This is a genomic window from Bacillus sp. N3378-2at (genome assembly GCF_033412715.1).
GTDB classification, from domain to species: Bacteria; Bacillota; Bacilli; order Bacillales; family Bacillaceae; genus Bacillus; species Bacillus subtilis.
Genome location: NZ_CP117986.1, coordinates 3627228 through 3647127, shown reverse-complemented (window position 1 = coordinate 3647127; position 19900 = coordinate 3627228). Strand labels below are relative to the sequence as shown.

The window sequence follows — 19900 nt, the reverse complement described above, 5'->3', positions numbered from 1 at the left end:
AATCAATATACATCACGCTGATAGCGTTTTTGCTGCTGCATATCGGCAAGATAAGCCTCCGCCTCTTCGCGGCTCATATTGCCTTCTTTTTCGATAATTTCAAGCAATGTGTTATGGACGTCATGCGCCATGTGCTTTTCATCTCCGCAAATGTAAACAGCCGCTCCTTCTTGAAGCCATTCAAACAATTCTGCGCTATGTTCAAGCATGCGGTGCTGCACATATACTTTTTCTTCTGTATCACGTGAGAACGCCACATCCATTTTTGTCAGCACACCGTCTTTGAGCCAATTCTGCCACTCTGTCTGGTAAAGGAAATCCGTGACAAAGCGCTGATCGCCAAAGAACATCCATGCCTTTCCTTCCGCTCCCGTCTCCTCACGCTCCTGCATAAAGGAACGGAAAGGTGCGACGCCTGTCCCAGGGCCCACCATGATAATCGGTGTTTCAGGGTCTTTCGGAAGCTTAAAGTTTTGATTGTGCTGTACATAAACCGGCAGTGTGTCTCCCGGCTGCAGACGTTCCGCGCACAAAATCGAGCAGACGCCTTTTCGTTCACGGCCATGCGCATCGTAGCGGACTGCGCCGATTGTTAAATGCACTTCATCCGGATTTGCGGATAAACTGCTTGCAATCGAATAAAGGCGGGCAGGCATTTTTCGCAAAATCGAGACAAACTCCTGCGCAGATACACTAAATGGGCCATAGTCACGGACGAGATCAAGCAAATCGCGCCCTTCAATATAGGCTTTTACATTCTCCTCATTTCCCGGGGCTAAAAGCTCTCTAAGCTCATCGTTCCCTGTCAGCTGGGCTGCCTGTTCAAGAAGCGGTTTTGTGAGAACGGTAATCTCATAGTGAGAAATCAGCGCTTCTTTCAGCGGACGGACATCACCTTGCTTATTAAGCGTCACAATTTCTTCCGGGTCCCAATTCATTTCCTTAAGGAGCAGCTCGACAAGTTCCGGATCGTTTTCTGGATAGACGCCGAGGCTGTCACCAGGCTCGTAAGTCAGGCCTGATCCTTCAAGAGACAGCTCCACATGGCGTGTTTCTTTATTTGATCCTCTGCCGTTTAAATTTAAATTTTCTAACACTTCAGCCCGAAACGGGTTTGTTCTGGAATACGAAGACTCACCGGTTTGAGACGCAGCCGGCGGCGCAGGCGCGGCGCTTCCGCCCCCAGCTTCATTTAATCCCTTCAATACACCCTCAAGCCATTCGGCTGCCGGTTCATCATAGTCAAGATCGCAATCAACGCGCGGAGAAATCCGTTTTCCGCCGAGTTCTTCTAAGCGCTGATCAAATTCTTTCCCTGTCTGGCAGAAAAATTCGTACGAACTGTCACCAAGCGCCAAAACGGAAAAACGCAGATCTTCAAGCTTAGGCGCCCGTCTTCCGTGCAGAAATTCGTGAAACGACAGCGCGTTATCAGGCGGCTCGCCTTCTCCATGAGTACTGACGACGATTAAAAGATTGGTTACCTTCTTCAGCTGATTCGGCTTAAAATCGCTCATGGATGAGACGGTCACTTGAAAACCGCTCTGTTCAAGCTGCTTGCCGGCATTTTCTGCAAGCCCCTGTGCGTTTCCCGTCTGTGAACCATAAAGAACGGTCACTTCTTTTGAAACGGCCGGTGCCGGTGCTTCCGCAGACACAGCTGCCGCCGGCGCACCCGCAGCTTCTTGGGCGGAAACAGATTGAGCGGATAAATATCCGCTCAGCCAGATTTTCTGGGATTCGGTCAAGGTCGGCAGAAGGCGGTTAAGGAGCTCTGCCTGCTCCTGATTAAACGGACTGTTCATTACCTGAAGTTGCAACGTATCCACCTCACAAAGTTATAAACTGATCGAAAATTGCATCTAATTGAACTTTACCGGAATACTAGGCTTAAGTAAAATATATTTACATGATGATAACTATTAAGAATCCTAATGATAAAACGGCTATGCTTCATGTAAATAGAAAAAAGAGAAGGACTCCCTTCTCTTCATTCAGCCATCTGATATAAGTGAGGCGGCACAGCGGTTACAAACGGACTGGCTTCACCTGTATAAAATACCGCCAGCATGTGCATCGCACGGGTGCACGCAGTATATAAAAGCCTGCGGTCGTGCTCTGTATGATAGTGTTCTTCAGATGCATCATAGACAAGCACTGCGTCAAATTCAATTCCCTTCGCTAAATACACCGGAATCACGCAAACACCCTTTTGAAATGGTTGATTTTCTTTATGAATCAGGCGAACATCTGTATATTCACTCATGTGGGCGTGCGCCTGTATGCATTGCTGCGCAGTCTTGCAGATGACGGCTATTGTTTCGTGCCCTTTTTTCTTGAGCCGGCCAATTTCTTGCGCGAGCTTTTGGCAAAGGCTCTCATGTCCTTCAGTTTTAACAACGAGCGGCATTTCCCCGCTTCTATTAAACGGCTCAATATCCGCTCCATCTTGAAGCATCGCTTTGGTAAACTCGACAATCTGCCTTGTTGATCTGTATGTTCTCTTTAAACGAACATACTCAGCAGGATCATCCTCAAAGCACGCATCCATACGCTGATCCCCGTGTATGGTATGCGCGTAGATGGACTGATTGATATCACCGAGCACTGTCATGCTGGCAGCCGGAAAAATGCTTCTCATGTAAGCCATCTGAAACGGTGAATAGTCCTGGGCTTCGTCAATAAATAGATGTTTGATCTTCGTATTTTTCTTTCTGCCCTCAATCAGATCCTGCATATAAAGAAACGGTGCCGCGTCCTCATAGAGCAATTTATTATCCGTAAATGCCGAACGGGTCAGCTCACCTATCGCGGCCATCTTCTCATGCTGAAATTTTCCTCCCCAGCCAGAAAACAATTGCAAATACAGCTGTGTAACATCAAGAAATGCAAGGAGCCTGACCGCCTGCTTGAGCGGTTTGAAAGCTTTTTTCACAATGATGGCGGCAAGCAGCTGCTGCTCTCTTTGATAATCGTTAAACGTACTCTCGCTGAATCGTTTCCTTTCTTGCAGTTTTTTGCACACGTCCAAGTAGTCCTCTTTGTCAAGCAGCTCAGCTTCATGAACGACCCAATCCTTTCGCCGTTCCTTTTTCTCAAGCTTGTTAAGCTCACTCAGCAGCCACTTCGCGGTTTGCTCCATCCGATTCGGAATGGAGTGATTTTGATCCAATGAGTAAAAATAGGATTGAATTTGCTCCTTTGTGATCAGCTTTTGTCCGCGGAATATAATATTTTTAAAAATCATCCCGTCAGAGGAAAGCCGTGTGACGTATTCATTAATGAATTGCTGAAAGGATAAACCCGCCTTCCATGTGATTCCCGCAAGCCTTGTTGGAAAATCGCCTCCCTTTGTTTCGGTCAGGCAATATTCGAGCTGATCAAAGGGGCTTTCACATTTGAACCTGCGGCCAAGACGATGCTCGATATATTCCTGAAACGTCGCCTGCTCCATATTCTCTTCTCCTAACTCCGGCAAAACAGAGGAGACATAGCTGTTAAATAAGAAGTTGGGAGAAAACAAAACGATTTGTCCGGCATCAATGACGCCACGGTGCCTGTATAACAAATAAGCGACACGCTGAAGCGCAGCCGATGTTTTCCCGCTGCCAGCCGCTCCCTGCACGATCAGGATCTTGCTTTTTTCATTACGGATAATCTGATTTTGTTCTTTCTGAATCGTAGACACGATGTTTTTCATTTGGGTATCGGAGTGATGGCTTAATACCTCTTGCAGCATTTCATCACCAATCGTCATATCGGTATTAAACATCGCCTTGAGAGTGCCGTTTTTGATCATAAACTGGCGTTTCAGCACCATTTCCCCTTCTATCGTTTCACCGGGCACCTCGTACTCCGCTTTTCCTGGGGAATAATTGTAGTACAAACTTGATATCGGCGCCCTCCAGTCATAAATCAGAAAGTGTTCCTCCTTCTCATCCAAACAGGAAGCTAAACCGATATAAATTCGCTCTGCCTGCTCCTCGCCGTTTTCAATAAAATCAATCCGGCCGAAATAAGGCGATTTTTTTAATTGATGAATTCGTTTGAGCTGCTGATCCATGCGCCGATGATTGTGTTCCCGATCAGACAGCAGCTCTGCCTGCTGCTTAATGCTTGCCATCGTTTCAATCGCTTCATGGGCATCATCAAAATTAACCTTAACATCCTCCCAAAAGCTTTTTCTTAATCCGATGATATCATGCTTCAACCCGCCCGCAGACGTTTCCAGAAACCGCTCTTTTTTTTCGAGCTCCTGCAGCACCTCATCTATTCTCGACTGCTCTTCCTTCCATTCCTTATCCTGCTGATTCATGAACGGCACCTCCAGAAAATAGTTGACAAACATAGATGAAATACTGTAAAATATAATTGGATACATATATCTAATGTATGACGAAACTAGCAAATACAATTTATCTTAGCACATTCACCCAATACCAATCAAGGTTTGGGTTATTTATATGCAGAAAAAACCGATTTCAACTCGAAATCGGTTTTTTCTCTTATGATTTCACATTGATCACTGTTGGAGGTGCTTTTCTTAGGTTGCGAATCTTCTCTTTCATCAGTATCGATTCCTTATTCCATTCAATCTTCGATATAATATTTCTTTTTCATTTTAAAAACACCGCAGAGCTTTACCGTGTTTGTCTGTTCATCTAACGTGAAGAATGACTAAACTGGCTGTTATTGTCATCTTCCATAAAGCAACTACATCCTTGCTATCGTATCTATAGTCGCAGTAAAATAGTCATTTTTCATCCAATTTCGACATATTTCAACAAATTGAAGTTTTTCATTTGGGAGAATAGGACGATGTTACATTATTTCTCTCGGTTTATGATATAAACATGAAGAAAGAACCAGAATTAGTTAGGAGGAAATACTCAGTGAAGAAAAAGCTATCTATGATGTTGCTGGCATTCGTCGTAGCCGTAACAAGTTTTACGGCAATTGACCTAGTAAACAACAAAGCGGAAGCTAAAGATTGGGTTAAAAAAGGTCAAATATGGAGTACTCATTACCATTCGGGCTCATTTAAAAACTATACTTACTCGCCAACATTTCAGATTTATTATCCAGGACGAGGAACTTGGGCCAACATGACAGCAAACGGATCAGGCAGCGGGAAAATTACAGCAACTCTGCAACAAAAGACAAATAAAGGCTGGAAAAATGTTAAAACTTTTTACGCAACGAAAAAAGGCTCTACAAATTTAAGTTACAAACAAGCTTCTAAAAGCTACAAAACAAAATACAGATTCAAATTCACTAACACAGGAACTAAAAAAACCATCAGCTATACCTTTTGGGCTACCTATTAATTTTCAATAGCTTTGCTCTGCGCGTCAGCATTCGAAAAGGACTTTTTATTTGATCCCGGCAGGCTACCATAAAAGAAACCTCTCCATGACGGAGAGGTTTCTTTTATTTTACTGACTATCTAAGCGAAAAGAACGGTTTGGCAGCTTCCAATTAAACATATAGGAACAAACCCGGCAAACAACGAGCACGAAAAACAGAACGTATAAGCCGAACGAGTTCCCCAGCCAGCCCAAGCCGACGATTAAACCGCCGAGAGCCGCCCAGACTGCATAAATTTCTGCCTTCAGCACAAGCGGTTTGCGCCCGGCAAGAAGGTCGCGGATGATTCCGCCCCCGCTTCCCGTCAGCACCGCAGCCACGATCACGGCACTAAGCGGATGGCCCATTTTGACAGCATACAGTGCGCCTTGGATAGCAAAGGCAGCGAGGCCGATCGCATCTGATAAATTGCCCCACTTATTCCAATGCTTCAGCAGCAGCTTCGGAAACAGAAACACAATTGTAATAGATAAAAGCGCGATTTGAAAGTACGCTCCCTGCTCCCATAGCGCTGACACCGGAACTCCGATCAGCAAATTGCGGATCGCTCCTCCTCCAAAAGCGGTGACAATCCCTAATATATAAACTCCTAAAATATCATATTCCTCTTCCATCGCAACAATTGCGCCGCTGACTGCAAACGCAATGATGCCAATCACACTGAGCAGCTCCCAAGCCATTCTGATGACTCCCTTTTATGTTTGTTAAATTTTCTGACGACCTCTAGATTTTATAATCGCTCAAGCGTAAAATCAATAACATTTTTATGAGAAAAAAAGATAAATTTAGAGGGAATGCCGCATTGATGAATGGCATGAGTTTGCGAAATTAAAAAAGCGCCCGGCATACGCGGGCGCTTTTTTTGTTATTCAGATTTTTCGCCTTTCAGCAGGCACATAAAAATGATAATCAGGATAAAAGCAATCAGGGCCAGGAATGGAATCGTAATAAAACCAAACCAGTTAATATATTGGCCCGAGCACGGCACGCCGCTGACACATGGCTTAATGCCGCTAAAGCCGGGCACTTTTTGCTCTAAGTAATGCATGATCGAAATGAATGCCCCTATAATCGCCATTGGGAGCACATATTTTTTCACTCGTGTGTCCCCTTGAAAGGTGGCGATGCCTAAAATCAGGACGAGCGGATACATGAGGATACGCTGGTACCAGCACAGTTCACATGGAATAAACTTTCTGATTTCACTGAAATACAGGCTGCCCAGCATAGCGATAAGAGCCACAACCCAGGAAGCATATAAAAATACGATTCTATTTTTCATATCGTTACTTCCCTTTCAGCTCTTTTTCTATTGTCTCTTTGATTTCATCATAATCCGCAAAATTTTTGATCACTTTATCATTGACGTAAATCGTCGGTGTTGCCTGTATGTTCATTTTTTGATTAAGGTCAGAATCCTTTTCCACTTGAGAAGCGAATGTTTCCTTATCAAGATTTTCCTTGAGCGTCTCAGGTTTTATCTTTGTGGTGCTTTTTGCAAGATCACCAAGGAGGCCTGGGGTTACCCATTCCTGTTCCGTATCCGGCTGTTTTTCGAACAGCTTTTCATGGAAATCCCAAAAAGAGTCAGGGTCTTCCTTCCATACTTCTTCAGATGCAAGAGCCGCTAACCTTGAACCTTTTCCATGGAACATGACGTTCACGAAAGAAAATTTCACATCGCCCTTATCAATAAAGTCTTTTTGTATTTTTGGAAAGATGTCACTGTTAAACACCTTGCAAGACGGACATTTGTAATCTCCGAATTCTACTACAGTTACCGGTGCATCGTCCTTGCCAAGCACAGGCTGCCCTTTGATAGACGGCTGCCCGGACACCGCATCATTACCTTGTTCCGTTTTGTTATTAATGATGACAATGGCTGCTAGCAATACAACAACCACAACCGTAAGGATGACCGCGAATTTCGCAGAAGACTGCTGTTTCTTTTTCACTCCGACACCTCATCGTTTTAAAATTAAAAAAGAAGCGGATCGCAATTGACCCACTTCTTTATTTTAACAAGACAAGCGCTGATAAGAAAACCCCGAAAAAATGAATTCTCTCCGACAATTTATTTGTTTTTGAGACGCATGACGCGCATGGCGTTCGCCACAGCAAGCAGTGTAACGCCGACATCTGAGAAAACCGCTTCCCACATGGTCGCAATTCCAAATGCACCAAGAATGAGAAAGATCGCTTTCACACCTAAAGCAAAGCCGATGTTTTGCCACACGATTCGCCGTGTCCGTTTCGCAATCCGAATCGCTTCCGCTATTTTTGACGGCTGATCTGTCATCAGCACGATGTCTGCGGCTTCTACTGCGGCGTCTGAGCCAAGGCCTCCCATCGCGATCCCTATATCTGCGCGGGCAAGCACCGGCGTATCATTGATGCCGTCACCGACAAAAATGAGTTTTTCATTAGGTGAAAGCTTAGCTTCCAATGCTTCGACCTGCGCGACTTTATCTTGCGGCAGCAGCTCTGCATATACCTCACCAATCCCAAGCTGTTTTCCGACGGCTTCTCCCGTTTGTTTCGAATCACCCGTCAGCATAGCTGTCTGTTTGATCCCAAGCGACTTCAGATCAGCAACCGCTTGTGCTGCGTCTTCCTTTATCTCATCCGCTATGATGATTGCTCCGGCATAGCGTTGATCAACAGCAACGTGTACGATTGTTCCAGCATTTTCATCCGGGACATCCTCAATTTGTTCTCTTTCCATGAGCTTTTTATTCCCGGCAAGGATCTCATTTCCATTTACCTTTGCAAAAATGCCGTGACCGGAGATTTCTTCGTATGACTCAATCTCATCGGAGGAAAGCATTTTCCCGTAAGCTTTACGCACAGATTCAGCAATCGGATGCTGTGAATGAAGCTCAGCGTATGCCGCCGCTTCAAGTAATCTATCCTTTGTAAAACCTTCCGCGGGTTTGATTTCTGTCACTTCAAAGCTTCCTTTTGTTAGTGTTCCCGTTTTATCAAACACCGCGTATTTGACTTGATTCAAAGCTTCTAAATAATTGCTTCCCTTTACAAGCACTCCGGCCTTTGAGGCCGCTCCGATTCCGCCGAAGAAACCGAGCGGAATGGAGACAACAAGCGCACAAGGACAAGAAATCACTAAAAAGATAAGCGCGCGGTACACCCAATCGGAAAGCGCGGCGCCAGAAAGAACAAGCGGCGGAACAAAGGCCAGCAATACCGCGATGATCACAACAGCAGGTGTATAATACTTGGCAAACTTCGTGATAAAGTTTTCTGTCCGGGCTTTACGGCTGCTCGCATTCTGAACCAAGTCTAATATTTTTGATACTGCTGATTCTTGATAGCTCTTTGTGACTTCAATATGCAGAACGCCGTTTTGATTGATAAAGCCTGACATTACATCTTGTCCTACCGCAGCTTTTCTCGGAACGGACTCACCTGTTAAAGCAGATGTATCAACCATCGCTGACCCTTGCACGACCTTACCGTCCAGGGGTATGCTTTCTCCCGGATTAACCACAATGATGTCTCCTGTCTGAACGTCCTCCGGGGAAACCTGTTCGATGCCGTTCTTTGTTTTGAGATTGGCGTAATCAGGCCGTATGTCCATTAACGCACTAATTGATTTTCTGGAACGGCTGACCGCGGCACCTTGAAAAAGCTCACCGATTTGATAAAACAGCATAACTGCGACGCCCTCAGGGTATTGCTGAATCAGAAAGGCGCCGATTGTGGCAAGAGCCATTAAGAAATGCTCATCAAACACCTGACCGCGGATGATGTTTTTGACTGCGCGGATCATAATGTCACCGCCGATGATCAAATAAGCAGCGAGGAAAAGGAAAAGTTCAATGGTTCCCGAATGAACCAAATATGCCGTTGCGCCGAGAATGACAGCCGCCGCCATTCTGATCAGCATATTGACCATTCGATTACGATAGCCATCATCAGCTGATTTCTTTATATGCTTTTGGCGAACCGTTACATGCGGATCAATTGATTTCACTTTTTTCTCTACTTTATTCGTGACCCATTGCTCTTCTTTCCCATCGGCTGAGACAGTTAAGGTGCTTGCCGCAAAATTTACCGCGCATCCGTCAATGCCTTTTATGCCTTTGACTCCATTTTCGATTTTTTGGGCACAATTGCTGCAATCCAAACCGTCCAGAACGTATTCCTGTTTCACTAGTCTCACCTTACCTTCCGATTTAGGGTTCCCTTTTCAAAGCGTATCAATGAGTATTGCATTCATTTTAATATATATGAGCATATACTCATATATAAGTTACACCTATTATATGTTGTTTTCCAAGAAAGTGTCAATGAAAAACAAAAACCGGCATATAGCCGGTTTTTCATTTTACTTTTTGCAGGCGAAGAGCATTCAGAACAACGGAAACGGAGCTGAATGCCATTGCTGCTCCTGCTATCCACGGTGCTAAAAATCCAAGTGCTGCGATTGGGATGCCGAGGCTGTTATAGCCAAGCGCCCAGAATAAGTTTTGTTTAATGTTTTTCATTGTCAATCTACTCATGCGGATTGCGTCTGCAATGCTGTTTAGATCGCCGCGAATCAGTGTAATGTCTGCTGTTTCCATGGCAATGTCCGTGCCAGTTCCAATCGCCATGCCGATGTCAGCTGTGGCAAGCGCCGGCGCATCGTTAATTCCGTCGCCTACCATTGCTGTCTGGCGGCCTTCTTTTTGCAAGCGGGCGATTTCCGCCGCTTTTTGTTCAGGAAGGACTTCCGCAATGATATTCGCAATTCCCGCTTCCTTCGCAATGGCTTCTGCGGTTCTGCGATTGTCTCCTGTCATCATGATGACATCAAGACCCAACTCTTTCAGACGGGCAACAGCCTTCCGCGACGTATCCTTAATCGTATCTGCAACTGCTACTAGCCCCGCTGCTTCTCCATCAATGGATACAAGCATAACTGTTTTCCCTTCGGCCTCTAGCTCTTCCATTTGGGCGAGAAGAGCCCCATGCTCAACCTGTTCGCTCTCCATTAATTTTCTTGTGCCGACGAGAATGCTTTTTCCTCCGGCTTCAGCCAAAATGCCTGCGCCGACTTTTGCTTCAAAGCGGGTAAGTTTCGGTATCTCAAGCCCTTTATCTTTCACGCCAGCAATAATCGCTTCGCCAAGCGGATGCTCTGATCCCGTTTCCGCTGCCGCTGCAAATTGAAGCAAATCTTTTTCTTCAAAATGGCCGAATGGAATGGCATCTGTCAGACGCGGCTTCCCGTTTGTCACGGTTCCGGTTTTATCAAGAACAATGGTATCGAGACGATGTGTTTTTTCTAAATGCTCGCCGCCTTTAAATAAAATCCCGAATTCAGCAGCGCGTCCAGATCCAGCCATTATGCTCGTCGGAGTGGCAAGACCGAGGGCGCAAGGACAGGCAATGACAAGAACCGCAATGAACTTGCTGATCGCTTCAGCAAAATCGCCAGGAGCCGCCCAAAGGTACCAAATGAGAAAAGTGAGAACGGCAATCCCCAATACAATGGGTACAAAAATGCCTGAAATCTGGTCAGCGAGACGCTGGATCGGCGCTTTTGACCCTTGTGCTTCCTCAACAATTTTGATGATATGAGAAAGCGCAGTATCCTTTCCGACGTTGACAGCTTTAATTTTCAGAAAGCCGTTTGCGTTAACGGTTGAACCTGTCACGCTGTCACCAGGATTTTTGTCAACAGGAAGACTTTCTCCTGTAATCATCGATTCGTCAACCGCTGAACGGCCTTCAACCACTTCTCCGTCGACAGGAATTCGTTCGCCGGGTTTGACGTAAACAATGTCATTAACAAGCACTTCATCGATCGGGATGATTTGCTCCTGTCCGTCTCTTACAACAGTCGCTGTTTTCGCTTGAAGCTTCATCAGCTTTTTAATCGCATCCGAGGAACGGCCTTTTGCTTTTGTTTCAAACAACTTGCCTAATAAAATCAGCGTCAGCAAAATCGCGCTTGTTTCATAGTAAAGGCCGTCTGTATGCCCGTGAGATCCAAGACTTTGAAAAGTAAGATAAAGACTATAAGCGTAAGCAGCCGTCGTACCGAGGGCGACCAATACATCCATATTGGCGCTTTTATTTCTGAGCGCCTTATACGCACCCACATAAAACGGCCAGCCGATCAGAAATTGGACTGGTGTCGCCAGCGCAAATTGCATCCACGGATTGAGAAATATATCGGGTACCCAAATGAATGATGTAAATGTAAAATGGCTCACCATCGCCCAAAGCAATGGAAATGACAGGACAGCTGAAAAAATCAGTCTCGCTGTTTGCTTCCGTTCTTCTTTCTTTTTAGCAGCAGCAGCCTCACTGTCCTGTTCCCCCTTCAACTTTAGCTTATATCCAAGCTTATCTACCGCTTCTTTCAAATCGCCGACAGACGCTTCTTTTGGATTGTATTCGACCGTAACTGTTTCTAAAGCGAAGTTTACTGGTGCATTTGCGACGCCTTCTATTTTGTTAAGCCGTTTTTCAATCCGATTGGCGCAAGCCGCACAGGTCATGCCTTCAATATCGAATTCAGCTTTTTCTGTAACAACGTGATAGCCCAGCTTTTCTATTTTTTCTTGAATCGCTGCAGTCCCTGTTTCAGCAGGATCGTAGATTACATTTGATGTTTCCGTTGCCAGATTAACATTTGCATCCGTGACACCGGGCATCCGCTTCAGGCCTTTTTCAATTCTGGCAGCACATGCCGCACAGGTCATACCAGAGACCTGCATCGCGATTTCCTTTTGTTCACTCAACATACTCACTCCTTTATATACACCTGGGGGGTATATAAAAATGAAAGAAATATCGCGCCTCCCTAAAGGCGCGATACCTTGAATCACTCAGCTACGTCATAGCCCTGATCTTCTATCGCATCCGCAATATCTTTGACTGATACTTTGTCAGCATCAAACGAAACATCGACTTTACCCGCTTCCAGATTGACATGAACGGCACTGACGCCGTCCAGTTCTCCTACGCTTGTTTCTACTGCTTTGACGCAGTGCTGACAAGACATTCCTTCAACTTGCAATGTTTTTTGTTCCATAATCAATTCCTCCTGTTTATTCTTTCTATTTACATCCTACCATACCCCCGTAGGGTATTACAATAAAAAAACGCTTTATGATTTTGTGAACTTTTTAAATACGTCCAAAAGCTCAGAAATGGCCTGTTCCCCGTCGCCGCTTTTGATGGCATCTGCTACACAATGATGGGCATGATCCTCAAGCAAATGAAGCGCCACATTTTTCATTGCCGCCTGAACAGCTGAAATTTGCACAAGAATATCTACACAATATCTGTCGTTTTCCACCATGTTTTGAATGCCTCTGACCTGGCCCTCAATCCGCTTAAGCCGGTTTGTAATCTGATCTTTTTCTTTCGAGCTTTTATGGTTTAATGTTTTATGTTCGTTATGCTTTTCCATGCGTACACCTCTGTTTAATGATATTAATTCCCATTATACTGATTGTCCAAACGGTTGTCTAAGCATGCCGACGCAAAAAATGAATCAGTTACGTTTTACCATTTGATCAGGAGGGTATATACTTCTGTTGATAACGCTTTTAAAGGGGAGAAGAAAAGTGGATACGATCAAGGTTGGAATATTAGGATACGGATTGTCCGGTTCTGTTTTTCACGGGCCGCTGCTGGATGTTCTGGATGAATATCAAATCAGCAAAATCATGACATCTCGGACAGAAGAAGTGAAACGGGACTTTCCAGATGCTGAGGTTGTACATGAGCTTGAGGAAATCACAAATGACCCTGCCATTGAGCTTGTCATTGTCACCACCCCGAGCGGCCTTCATTACGAGCATGCTATGGCATGCATACAGGCCGGAAAACATGTTGTGATGGAAAAACCAATGACAGCAACAGCCGAAGAGGGGGAAACATTAAAAAGGGCTGCCGATGAAAAAGGCGTATTATTAAGCGTATATCATAACCGACGCTGGGATAACGACTTTTTAACGATTAAAAAGCTGATCTCTGAGGGATCTCTTGAAGATATCAATACATATCAAGTTTCCTATGACCGCTACAGACCTGAAGTTCAAGCGCGGTGGCGGGAAAAAGAAGGCATTGCCACTGGTACGCTGTATGATCTCGGCTCCCACATCATAGACCAAACCCTGCATTTGTTTGGGATGCCTAAAGCCGTGACTGCAAACGTGATGGCCCAGCGGGAAAATGCCGAAACGGTTGACTATTTTCATTTAACCCTGGACTATGGCAAGCTTCAAGCCATTCTATACGGGGGATCAATCGTTCCGGCAAACGGACCTCGTTATCAAATCCATGGAAAAGATTCCAGCTTTATCAAATACGGAATTGACGGACAGGAAGACGCACTCAGAGCGGGAAGAAAACCAGAGGATGACAGCTGGGGTGCAGATGATCCGGAGTTTTACGGACAGCTTACAACCATTCGTGGCTCCGGCAAAAAAACAGAAACGATCCCATCAGTAAATGGCTCCTACCTTACTTATTACCGCAAAATAGCGGAAAGCATACGGGAAGGTGCTGCGCTGCCAGTCACTGCTGAGGAAGGTATTAATGTCATCCGCATCATTGAAGCCGCGATGAAAAGCAGTAAAGAGAAACGAACCATTATGCTGGAGCACTAAAACAAAAGCCTCCCCAAATAAGGGGAGGCTTTTTCATTAGAATGTTTTTCCTGCTTCTTTCGCACGCGCAATCGCGTCTTCTTTGATTTGCTGTGCTTTATCAGGCTCCGCATTATGTCCCTCTACGAAAATGCCTTCGAATGATGGTACGCCGAAGAAGTTCATCATGATGCCGATGTAGCGGTGCCCCATTTCCATCTCAGCCGCAGGGCCTTCTGAATAGTAGCCGCCGCGCGCTTGGATATGAATTGCTTTTTTATCAGTCAACAAGCCAATAGGGCCTTGTTCTGTGTATTTGAATGATTTTCCTGCAACAGCAACAGAATCGAGATACGCTTTCATCACTGGCGGGAATGAGAAGTTCCATAAAGGAGTAACAAATACGTACTTATCAGCTGATGCAAATTGATCGCTAAGCTCTCCCAAACGGCCTACTTTCGCTTTTTCGCTTTCAGAAAGCTCTTCAAAGCCTGTACCTGACTGAAGCTTTCCCCACGCTAAATACATCTGCGTCAATATGCGGGATGTTTTCTTTGTACAAATCGATATGTACAACTTCATCATTTGGATTCGCTTCTTTGTAAGATTCGATAAATGCTTTACCTGTTGCCATACTGTACGAAGTTGCTTCGTCATGCGGATGAGCAGTGATATATAATACTTTTGCCATTTTTACCAGCCCTTTCGTTTTTAAAAATCACACATCAATTATTATCATACAGATGCATAATGATTATTCTGTCTCTCTTAGACTTTATTATAGAGACAAAGAAATTTACTTTCAAGTAAAACATCTCGAATTAAAGATTATTTAACTTTCCAAACAGCTTTCTTTTCAAAAGCTGTTCTCAAGCCGGAATACAGCGCGGACAGTTCTTTACTGATTCGAGGATAATGAGGGACATGCGGCACTTGAATATCCGCAGGCATCCTTTTCACTATAAAGGATTGCTCAGCCTGTTCAAAAAACGCCCGCAGCTGGTTGATCTCTTCATCAGAAAACGGAGCAGGCGGACGGCGGTGAGCTTGGGCCGAAAGCAAATAGTACCCTAAGTGCTGAGCACCGGAAATGGCAGGCCAGAGCGCCTCCGCATTCGCATGAGGAAACTCTCCAAGGGCCTTGTCATACGCATCCCGAAGCCTGACAAGACTCACCCTTAACTTGTGTTCGTCGGCATTCTGCCCGGTTAACAGTTTCTCCATAAACTGCCCTTCCAGCCGGATGACGTTCCTCATCAGTTCAGGCAGTCGCTTGGTTGAAAACCGCCGCCACAAAAGTATTGTTCCCAACAGCCCGATCACGCTGCCGACAGCTACATCAGTCAGCCTCGCTATCATAAAATAACCGGCACTCGCGCCGCCATGCATACTTTCTGTGATAACAAGCGCATTTGCGGTTAAAAAGGGAACAGCCAGCGCATAATTGCGGACGATCAGCATCTCAAGAAGACATTGAAGCGCTGCAATACAAAACGCAATATAAACACCGCCCGGCTTAAAAAACAGGATTGCGCCTGCCAGCATAACACCGATCACCGTTCCGGCCGAACGCTGAATAGCCCTGTGAAGCGTAAACACAACAGTAGTGCCAAGCATGACCGCTGCTGCCGAAAGCGGAATCCAATAGGAGCGTGCAAAGCCGAATGCGAGGGCAAACATATCGGCGGCAAACAGAACAATTCCATACTTTAACGCTCTAATCAAAACCGGAGACTTCCAGTCAAAGGCATTTCTCAAAAAGTAAAAAGAGGATGGCAGGCGGCTCGGCTCCCCGTCAAGCTGCTTATCAAAACGTCCTGAAGCGATATGCAAAACCTCATTGATTTCTTCAAACAGCTTCCGCCTAGGCTCAGATTCGTTCTCATGCGCAAGCATATCTCCGGTTTGGCGAAGTGCCTTTTCAATCTGCGCGGTCTCTCTGTCCGGCGTTTCAGCTGAAAAATGAATAATGGCAAGGAATATGTCGTCAGCTTTTTCAAGGAGGCGGAAAAATCGTTCATCATGCCGCGATTTTTTCCGTCTGTTCCCTTTCCCAAGAACCGTTTGGCGGGCTGTTCTAAGCATGAGCACGGTCTGATGCTGTGCGTTATGAAAACCTGGCGTTCCGACGGCTGAAAGACATGCAGCCAGCTGATGATATGTTTTTTGCAGCACCGCTCCCTCCGGTCCATGTTTGTTCCATAACCAGCCGATTAAAGCGATACCCATGGCGAAAATGGCGCCGAGAAACGTCAGTCCCGCTCTGAACAGCGCTTGTGAAGGATCGGCCGGCAGCCCGGAACTGACTAAAAAGGCAAGGACAAAAAACATCGGCGCAGGGCCTTGAATGCCGAGCGCGCTAAAAATAAACATCGCCGCTGCACCGATCAGCCCCAAAACAGCCGCCATCATCCAAAGCATCCCGGACAAAAGTGTCCCTAAACCAAATGAGAGGGCGATCCCAATAGAAACCAAGAGCAGCTTCAAGGCGCGCTTTTTGTACGATTCACCGCCCGCATATAAATAAACAAAGCCTCCGATACTTGCAATTAATCCGTAATCCGTGTGACCTGCCAATGCACTGACCAGCACAGGAAACCCTGAAGCGAAACCTGATCCGATAGCCTTTTTCCAAGGAAATGGATTTGCATGAATGCGAAAGGCATCCTTCACGATAGGCATGATTCTTTGATTGTTCGCAGCAGTTTTGTTCATTTGACAAAATCCTTTTCAATGAATGTGTAGAACTTTTCCCGTTTCTTCGCTTTAGTATGCCCAAAAACGCGGTTAGCTTCTCAATTGGTGCGCCCGATAAAAAAACAGAGACTTATACCGTCTCTGCTTCATTACATCAGTTTATTATCATAAAAGCGGCACCTGTCAGGACTGTTTTGTCCTTCTGCCTTCCTTTAAGAGCAGGTGAATAAAAAATAAAGGATAAATCAATAGATACCCATTAAACAGCCACCACACAAGATCAAAGTCCCTGCTGAATGTTCAGAATGATAGCGCCTGCAGACCTGAACAACAGGTCAGCACAAGAGAAATCAGCGCCATCAGCTTCCAGTCAGCACGATTCACCCGCTGTAGGTACAAGCTGTACAACCCTGTGACAGAAATCAGGATATCCAGCGGAAAAAAAGACCAGTTCCAGGCAATCATAAACGGATGGTCATGATGTTTAAAAGCCCAGTTTTCCGGTATGAGCGAAAACCCGGCTGACAGCCAGTACAAGATAAAACCGATATCAGTCACGAGAAAAAACAGCTTCATATATCTCATTTGTACTGCCCGCTTTTATGTACCGGCTCAGACACCCTAGCATGATCGATCAGGTTTAAAGACACAACACCGGCAATAATCAATCCAATTGAAATGACTTTCATGACACTCACATGTTCTTGAAAAAACCAAAAACCAATGACTGTAATCAGGACAATTCCCATCCCTGACCATACAGCATAAGCAACTGATACATCTATTGATTTTAGCGTAAGCGTCAGAAAGAAAAGACTCCCTCCATAAAAGAAAATCAACAGCAAACTGGGAATAAGCTTTGTAAAACCGGATGATAGCTTCATGCTGACCGTTCCCGCAACCTCAAACAAAATCGCCAAGCATAGAAACACCCAATTCACGTGGCATCAGCCTCCTCATCAGCTGTTATACCGTTAAACAAAACATCTACAATTGATTCAAGAACCTCTCCTGTCGTGAACTGATGTTTCAGTGGATATTCAGGGTCATACACTTGATTGATGCTCCCTATATACATGTGAACAAACAGGTCCGGATTGATGTTTCTGATTCTCTTTTGCTGTTTGCACTCGTTTAATAATGCTAGGACAATCGCCCATTCTTCCTTAATAAACGCATCTAATGTAAGCCACGCATCGTAATGGTATTTCTTTAGTTCATTTAATAATCCCATGTTCAGCAGTTCCATCCCCTGCGGAAGGCTGATCAGCATTTGTTTCACCTTTTCGAGCACATTTAAACTTTCATTTTCATAGATGTCTCTTTCTATTTGCTTCATTTCAGCTATAAATTGTTCGACAACCGCCTCAACAAGCTGATCTTTAGATGAATAATATGCATAGAGCGTCCGCTTGCTCGTTCCCAGCGCTGCCGCCAAATCATTCATCGTAAATGAAAATCCTTTCTGCTTGATCAGTCGGATGGTTTCCGCCATCATTCTTTTTTCCACATTAATCCCCCGCTTTCGGTACCAAGAAAACTATTTCGGTACCAATATTATACGGCAGAAATTTATGGAAATCAACAATACATAAAAAAACCTCTCCTGTTGGGAGAGGTTTAAAAGACACTGCGGACCAAACCGCCGTCTGCCCGAAGTGCCGCGCCATTGATCGCAGAGGAAAGCGGGCTGCTTAAAAATGTAACGAAGTGGGCGATTTCTTCCGGACGGATCAGTCTTTGAATAATAGATGTCGGCCGGTTTTCTTTCATAAAACGTGCCTCAGCTTCTTGAACAGTCAGGTTTTCACCAGGATACAGCGAGTTCAGCATGGTTTCCACACCCTCTGTTAAGGTAGAGCCCGGCATGACGGTGTTGACTGTGACATTCGTGCCGGTTGCCAGCTCCGCCAAACTGCGGGAAATGGACAGCTGCATCGTTTTTGTCGCACTGTAATGGGCCATTTCCTGTGACGGCATAATCGCCGCTTCACTGGCAATGAAAATCACACGCCCTTCTTTTTTCTCTATCATGTTATGCAAATACCTGCGTGTCAGCCTTACACCGCTCATAATATTCACTTCAAAAAAACGAAACCATTCATCGTCGGGAATATCAAAGTACTCCGCCGGTTCAAAAATCCCTAAATTGTTGACCAAAATATCAACCTCTGGATATGCCTGAAACAGCTCATTGCAGCCTTCTTCAGTTCCCAAATCAAATGCGGCCGGATAAAGAACCGCTTCAGCATGTTGTGTTTTCAGTTCATCTATCGTCTGATTCACTTTCTCTTCCCGGCGTCCGTTAATGATCACTGCCGCACCTTCTTCAGCTAACGAAGAGGCAATAGCTTTTCCGATCCCTGATGTCGAACCGGTCACCAGTGCGGTTTTTCCTTGTAAATTCAGCTTCATTATTCATCCCTCCGTTTTTGATTCCTCTTATTTATTGACAGAAATCTGATTGGTGAAACATCTGCTCTGCAATCAGTATGAAACAGCTGGGATCGAAATGGAAGTACGCACTTTTTGGTGCCTGTGGTTTGGAGAAAAAATAAAGCAGAACCTCTTAAGAGGTTCTGCTTTATTGTCAGTATGTATGGAGACGGTGGGAGTCTATTATACTTCATTTATATATTTTTAAAATGGTGGAAAAACGTTGATAAATAAGGATTTCCTTTTCATTCACCTTGGTCGAATAAAACTATTTTTTTATGAATTTGTTGCCAAAATGTTGCCACAGAATCCTTACTGATATAATTGAATTATAATATTATGTTGTAATTGTGATGGGAGTTGAGACAAATGAAGAATGTTAAACTTGATCCGCCGGTAATTGAATATTATGATCCAGCCATCGGGATGCGGTGTGATCCGCCTGTTGGTATGGGATGTGAATAAGAAGGCGTGAAATACAAATGAGCATGACTGATTTCGAACGAAAGTTATATCAGATTTTTGTTAATATGCGTCTTTACGGAAAGAACCCGACTTTGCCAGAACTAAAAAGAAAGACCGGGAAAAGCGAACAGGAAATACGTGAGGCTACAAAAAGTCTTATTCGAAAAGGAGCGCTTTCTTGGGATAAAGAAAAGAAATTATGGATTATATAAAGTCCCTCTCTAATGAGCCGGGACTTTTTTTGTTTTATACAACAGGAACAAAGACACAGATCAAACGAATCATTTTTTTCTAATACAAAGCCTTTTCAATTATTCCTCTTT

16 protein-coding genes and 2 pseudogenes are annotated in these 19900 nt (G+C 44.8%); 3 read left to right on the top strand and 15 right to left on the bottom strand.

Annotated elements, in window-relative coordinates; genetic code table 11:
- Positions 1–2 precede the first annotated feature (2 nt).
- Positions 3–1820 (bottom strand): assimilatory sulfite reductase (NADPH) flavoprotein subunit, encoded by a 1818-nt coding sequence (locus PUN35_RS19540; protein WP_014480860.1) that lies wholly within the window; start codon positions 1818–1820, stop codon positions 3–5.
- Between the two features lie 170 nt (positions 1821–1990).
- Positions 1991–4315 (bottom strand): DNA helicase IV, encoded by a 2325-nt coding sequence (gene helD, locus PUN35_RS19535; protein ID WP_014480861.1) that lies wholly within the window; start codon positions 4313–4315, stop codon positions 1991–1993.
- Between the two features lie 577 nt (positions 4316–4892).
- Here helD and PUN35_RS19530 point away from each other — a divergent pair.
- On the top strand, positions 4893–5327 hold the full coding sequence (locus PUN35_RS19530) for a hypothetical protein (RefSeq protein WP_014477979.1): 435 nt from the start codon (positions 4893–4895) through the stop codon (positions 5325–5327).
- Between the two features lie 108 nt (positions 5328–5435).
- On the opposite strand, the gene PUN35_RS19525 is transcribed toward PUN35_RS19530, so the two are convergent.
- The 7 genes from PUN35_RS19525 to csoR form a co-directional block, all read right to left on the bottom strand.
- The gene (locus tag PUN35_RS19525) at positions 5436–6047 is read right to left on the bottom strand and encodes a trimeric intracellular cation channel family protein (RefSeq protein WP_003228419.1); all 612 of its coding nucleotides are present in this window, start codon (positions 6045–6047) and stop codon (positions 5436–5438) included.
- 185 nt (positions 6048–6232) lie between these two features.
- Entirely contained in the window at positions 6233–6649 is a 417-nt protein-coding gene (locus PUN35_RS19520; protein ID WP_003228417.1) for a disulfide oxidoreductase, read from the bottom strand.
- 4 nt (positions 6650–6653) lie between these two features.
- Complete coding sequence (gene bdbD / locus PUN35_RS19515; RefSeq protein WP_003228414.1) at positions 6654–7322, bottom strand: disulfide bond formation protein BdbD; 669 nt, start codon at positions 7320–7322, stop codon at positions 6654–6656.
- 119 nt (positions 7323–7441) lie between these two features.
- Positions 7442–9550, bottom strand: coding sequence for a heavy metal translocating P-type ATPase (locus tag PUN35_RS19510; RefSeq protein ID WP_121509435.1), 2109 nt, complete (start codon positions 9548–9550; stop codon positions 7442–7444).
- 160 nt (positions 9551–9710) lie between these two features.
- Positions 9711–12122, bottom strand: coding sequence for a copper-exporting P-type ATPase CopA (gene copA / locus PUN35_RS19505; RefSeq protein WP_033882081.1), 2412 nt, complete (start codon positions 12120–12122; stop codon positions 9711–9713).
- 83 nt (positions 12123–12205) lie between these two features.
- Positions 12206–12415, bottom strand: coding sequence for a copper chaperone CopZ (gene copZ / locus PUN35_RS19500; RefSeq protein WP_003228406.1), 210 nt, complete (start codon positions 12413–12415; stop codon positions 12206–12208).
- Positions 12416–12490: 75 nt separating this feature from the next.
- Positions 12491–12796: a copper-sensing transcriptional repressor CsoR gene (csoR, locus tag PUN35_RS19495; protein ID WP_003228404.1), complete on the bottom strand. Its 306-nt coding sequence runs from the start codon at positions 12794–12796 to the stop codon at positions 12491–12493.
- A 127-nt stretch (positions 12797–12923) separates the two neighbouring features.
- Between csoR and iolW the strand changes: the two genes are divergently transcribed.
- Complete coding sequence (iolW, locus tag PUN35_RS19490; RefSeq protein ID WP_014480865.1) at positions 12924–14000, top strand: scyllo-inositol 2-dehydrogenase; 1077 nt, start codon at positions 12924–12926, stop codon at positions 13998–14000.
- Between the two features lie 36 nt (positions 14001–14036).
- On the opposite strand, the pseudogene azoRB reads toward iolW, so the two are convergent.
- The 6 genes and pseudogenes from azoRB to PUN35_RS19460 all read right to left on the bottom strand — a co-directional run bounded on the left by azoRB (position 14037) and on the right by PUN35_RS19460 (position 19091).
- Positions 14037–14670: pseudogene (gene azoRB / locus PUN35_RS19485) on the bottom strand (FMN-dependent NADH-azoreductase AzoRB).
- A 137-nt stretch (positions 14671–14807) separates the two neighbouring features.
- The gene (locus PUN35_RS19480; RefSeq protein ID WP_014480868.1) at positions 14808–16694 is read right to left on the bottom strand and encodes an FUSC family protein; all 1887 of its coding nucleotides are present in this window, start codon (positions 16692–16694) and stop codon (positions 14808–14810) included.
- Between the two features lie 165 nt (positions 16695–16859).
- Positions 16860–17261 (bottom strand): annotated as a pseudogene (locus PUN35_RS19475) (YvaD family protein).
- Entirely contained in the window at positions 17258–17617 is a 360-nt protein-coding gene (locus PUN35_RS19470; protein WP_014480871.1) for a DMT family transporter, read from the bottom strand. Before PUN35_RS19470 ends, PUN35_RS19475 begins: the two are co-directional and overlap by 4 nt.
- Entirely contained in the window at positions 17614–18186 is a 573-nt protein-coding gene (locus PUN35_RS19465) for a TetR/AcrR family transcriptional regulator (protein ID WP_014480872.1), read from the bottom strand. The genes PUN35_RS19470 and PUN35_RS19465 overlap by 4 nt, the downstream gene beginning before the upstream one ends.
- Positions 18187–18296: 110 nt before the next feature.
- Positions 18297–19091: an SDR family NAD(P)-dependent oxidoreductase gene (locus PUN35_RS19460; RefSeq protein WP_003228388.1), complete on the bottom strand. Its 795-nt coding sequence runs from the start codon at positions 19089–19091 to the stop codon at positions 18297–18299.
- A 509-nt stretch (positions 19092–19600) separates the two neighbouring features.
- On the opposite strand from PUN35_RS19460, the gene PUN35_RS19455 reads away from it, so the two are divergent.
- Positions 19601–19789 (top strand): hypothetical protein, encoded by a 189-nt coding sequence (locus PUN35_RS19455; protein ID WP_033882082.1) that lies wholly within the window; start codon positions 19601–19603, stop codon positions 19787–19789.
- The last annotated feature ends 111 nt before the right edge of the window (positions 19790–19900 follow it).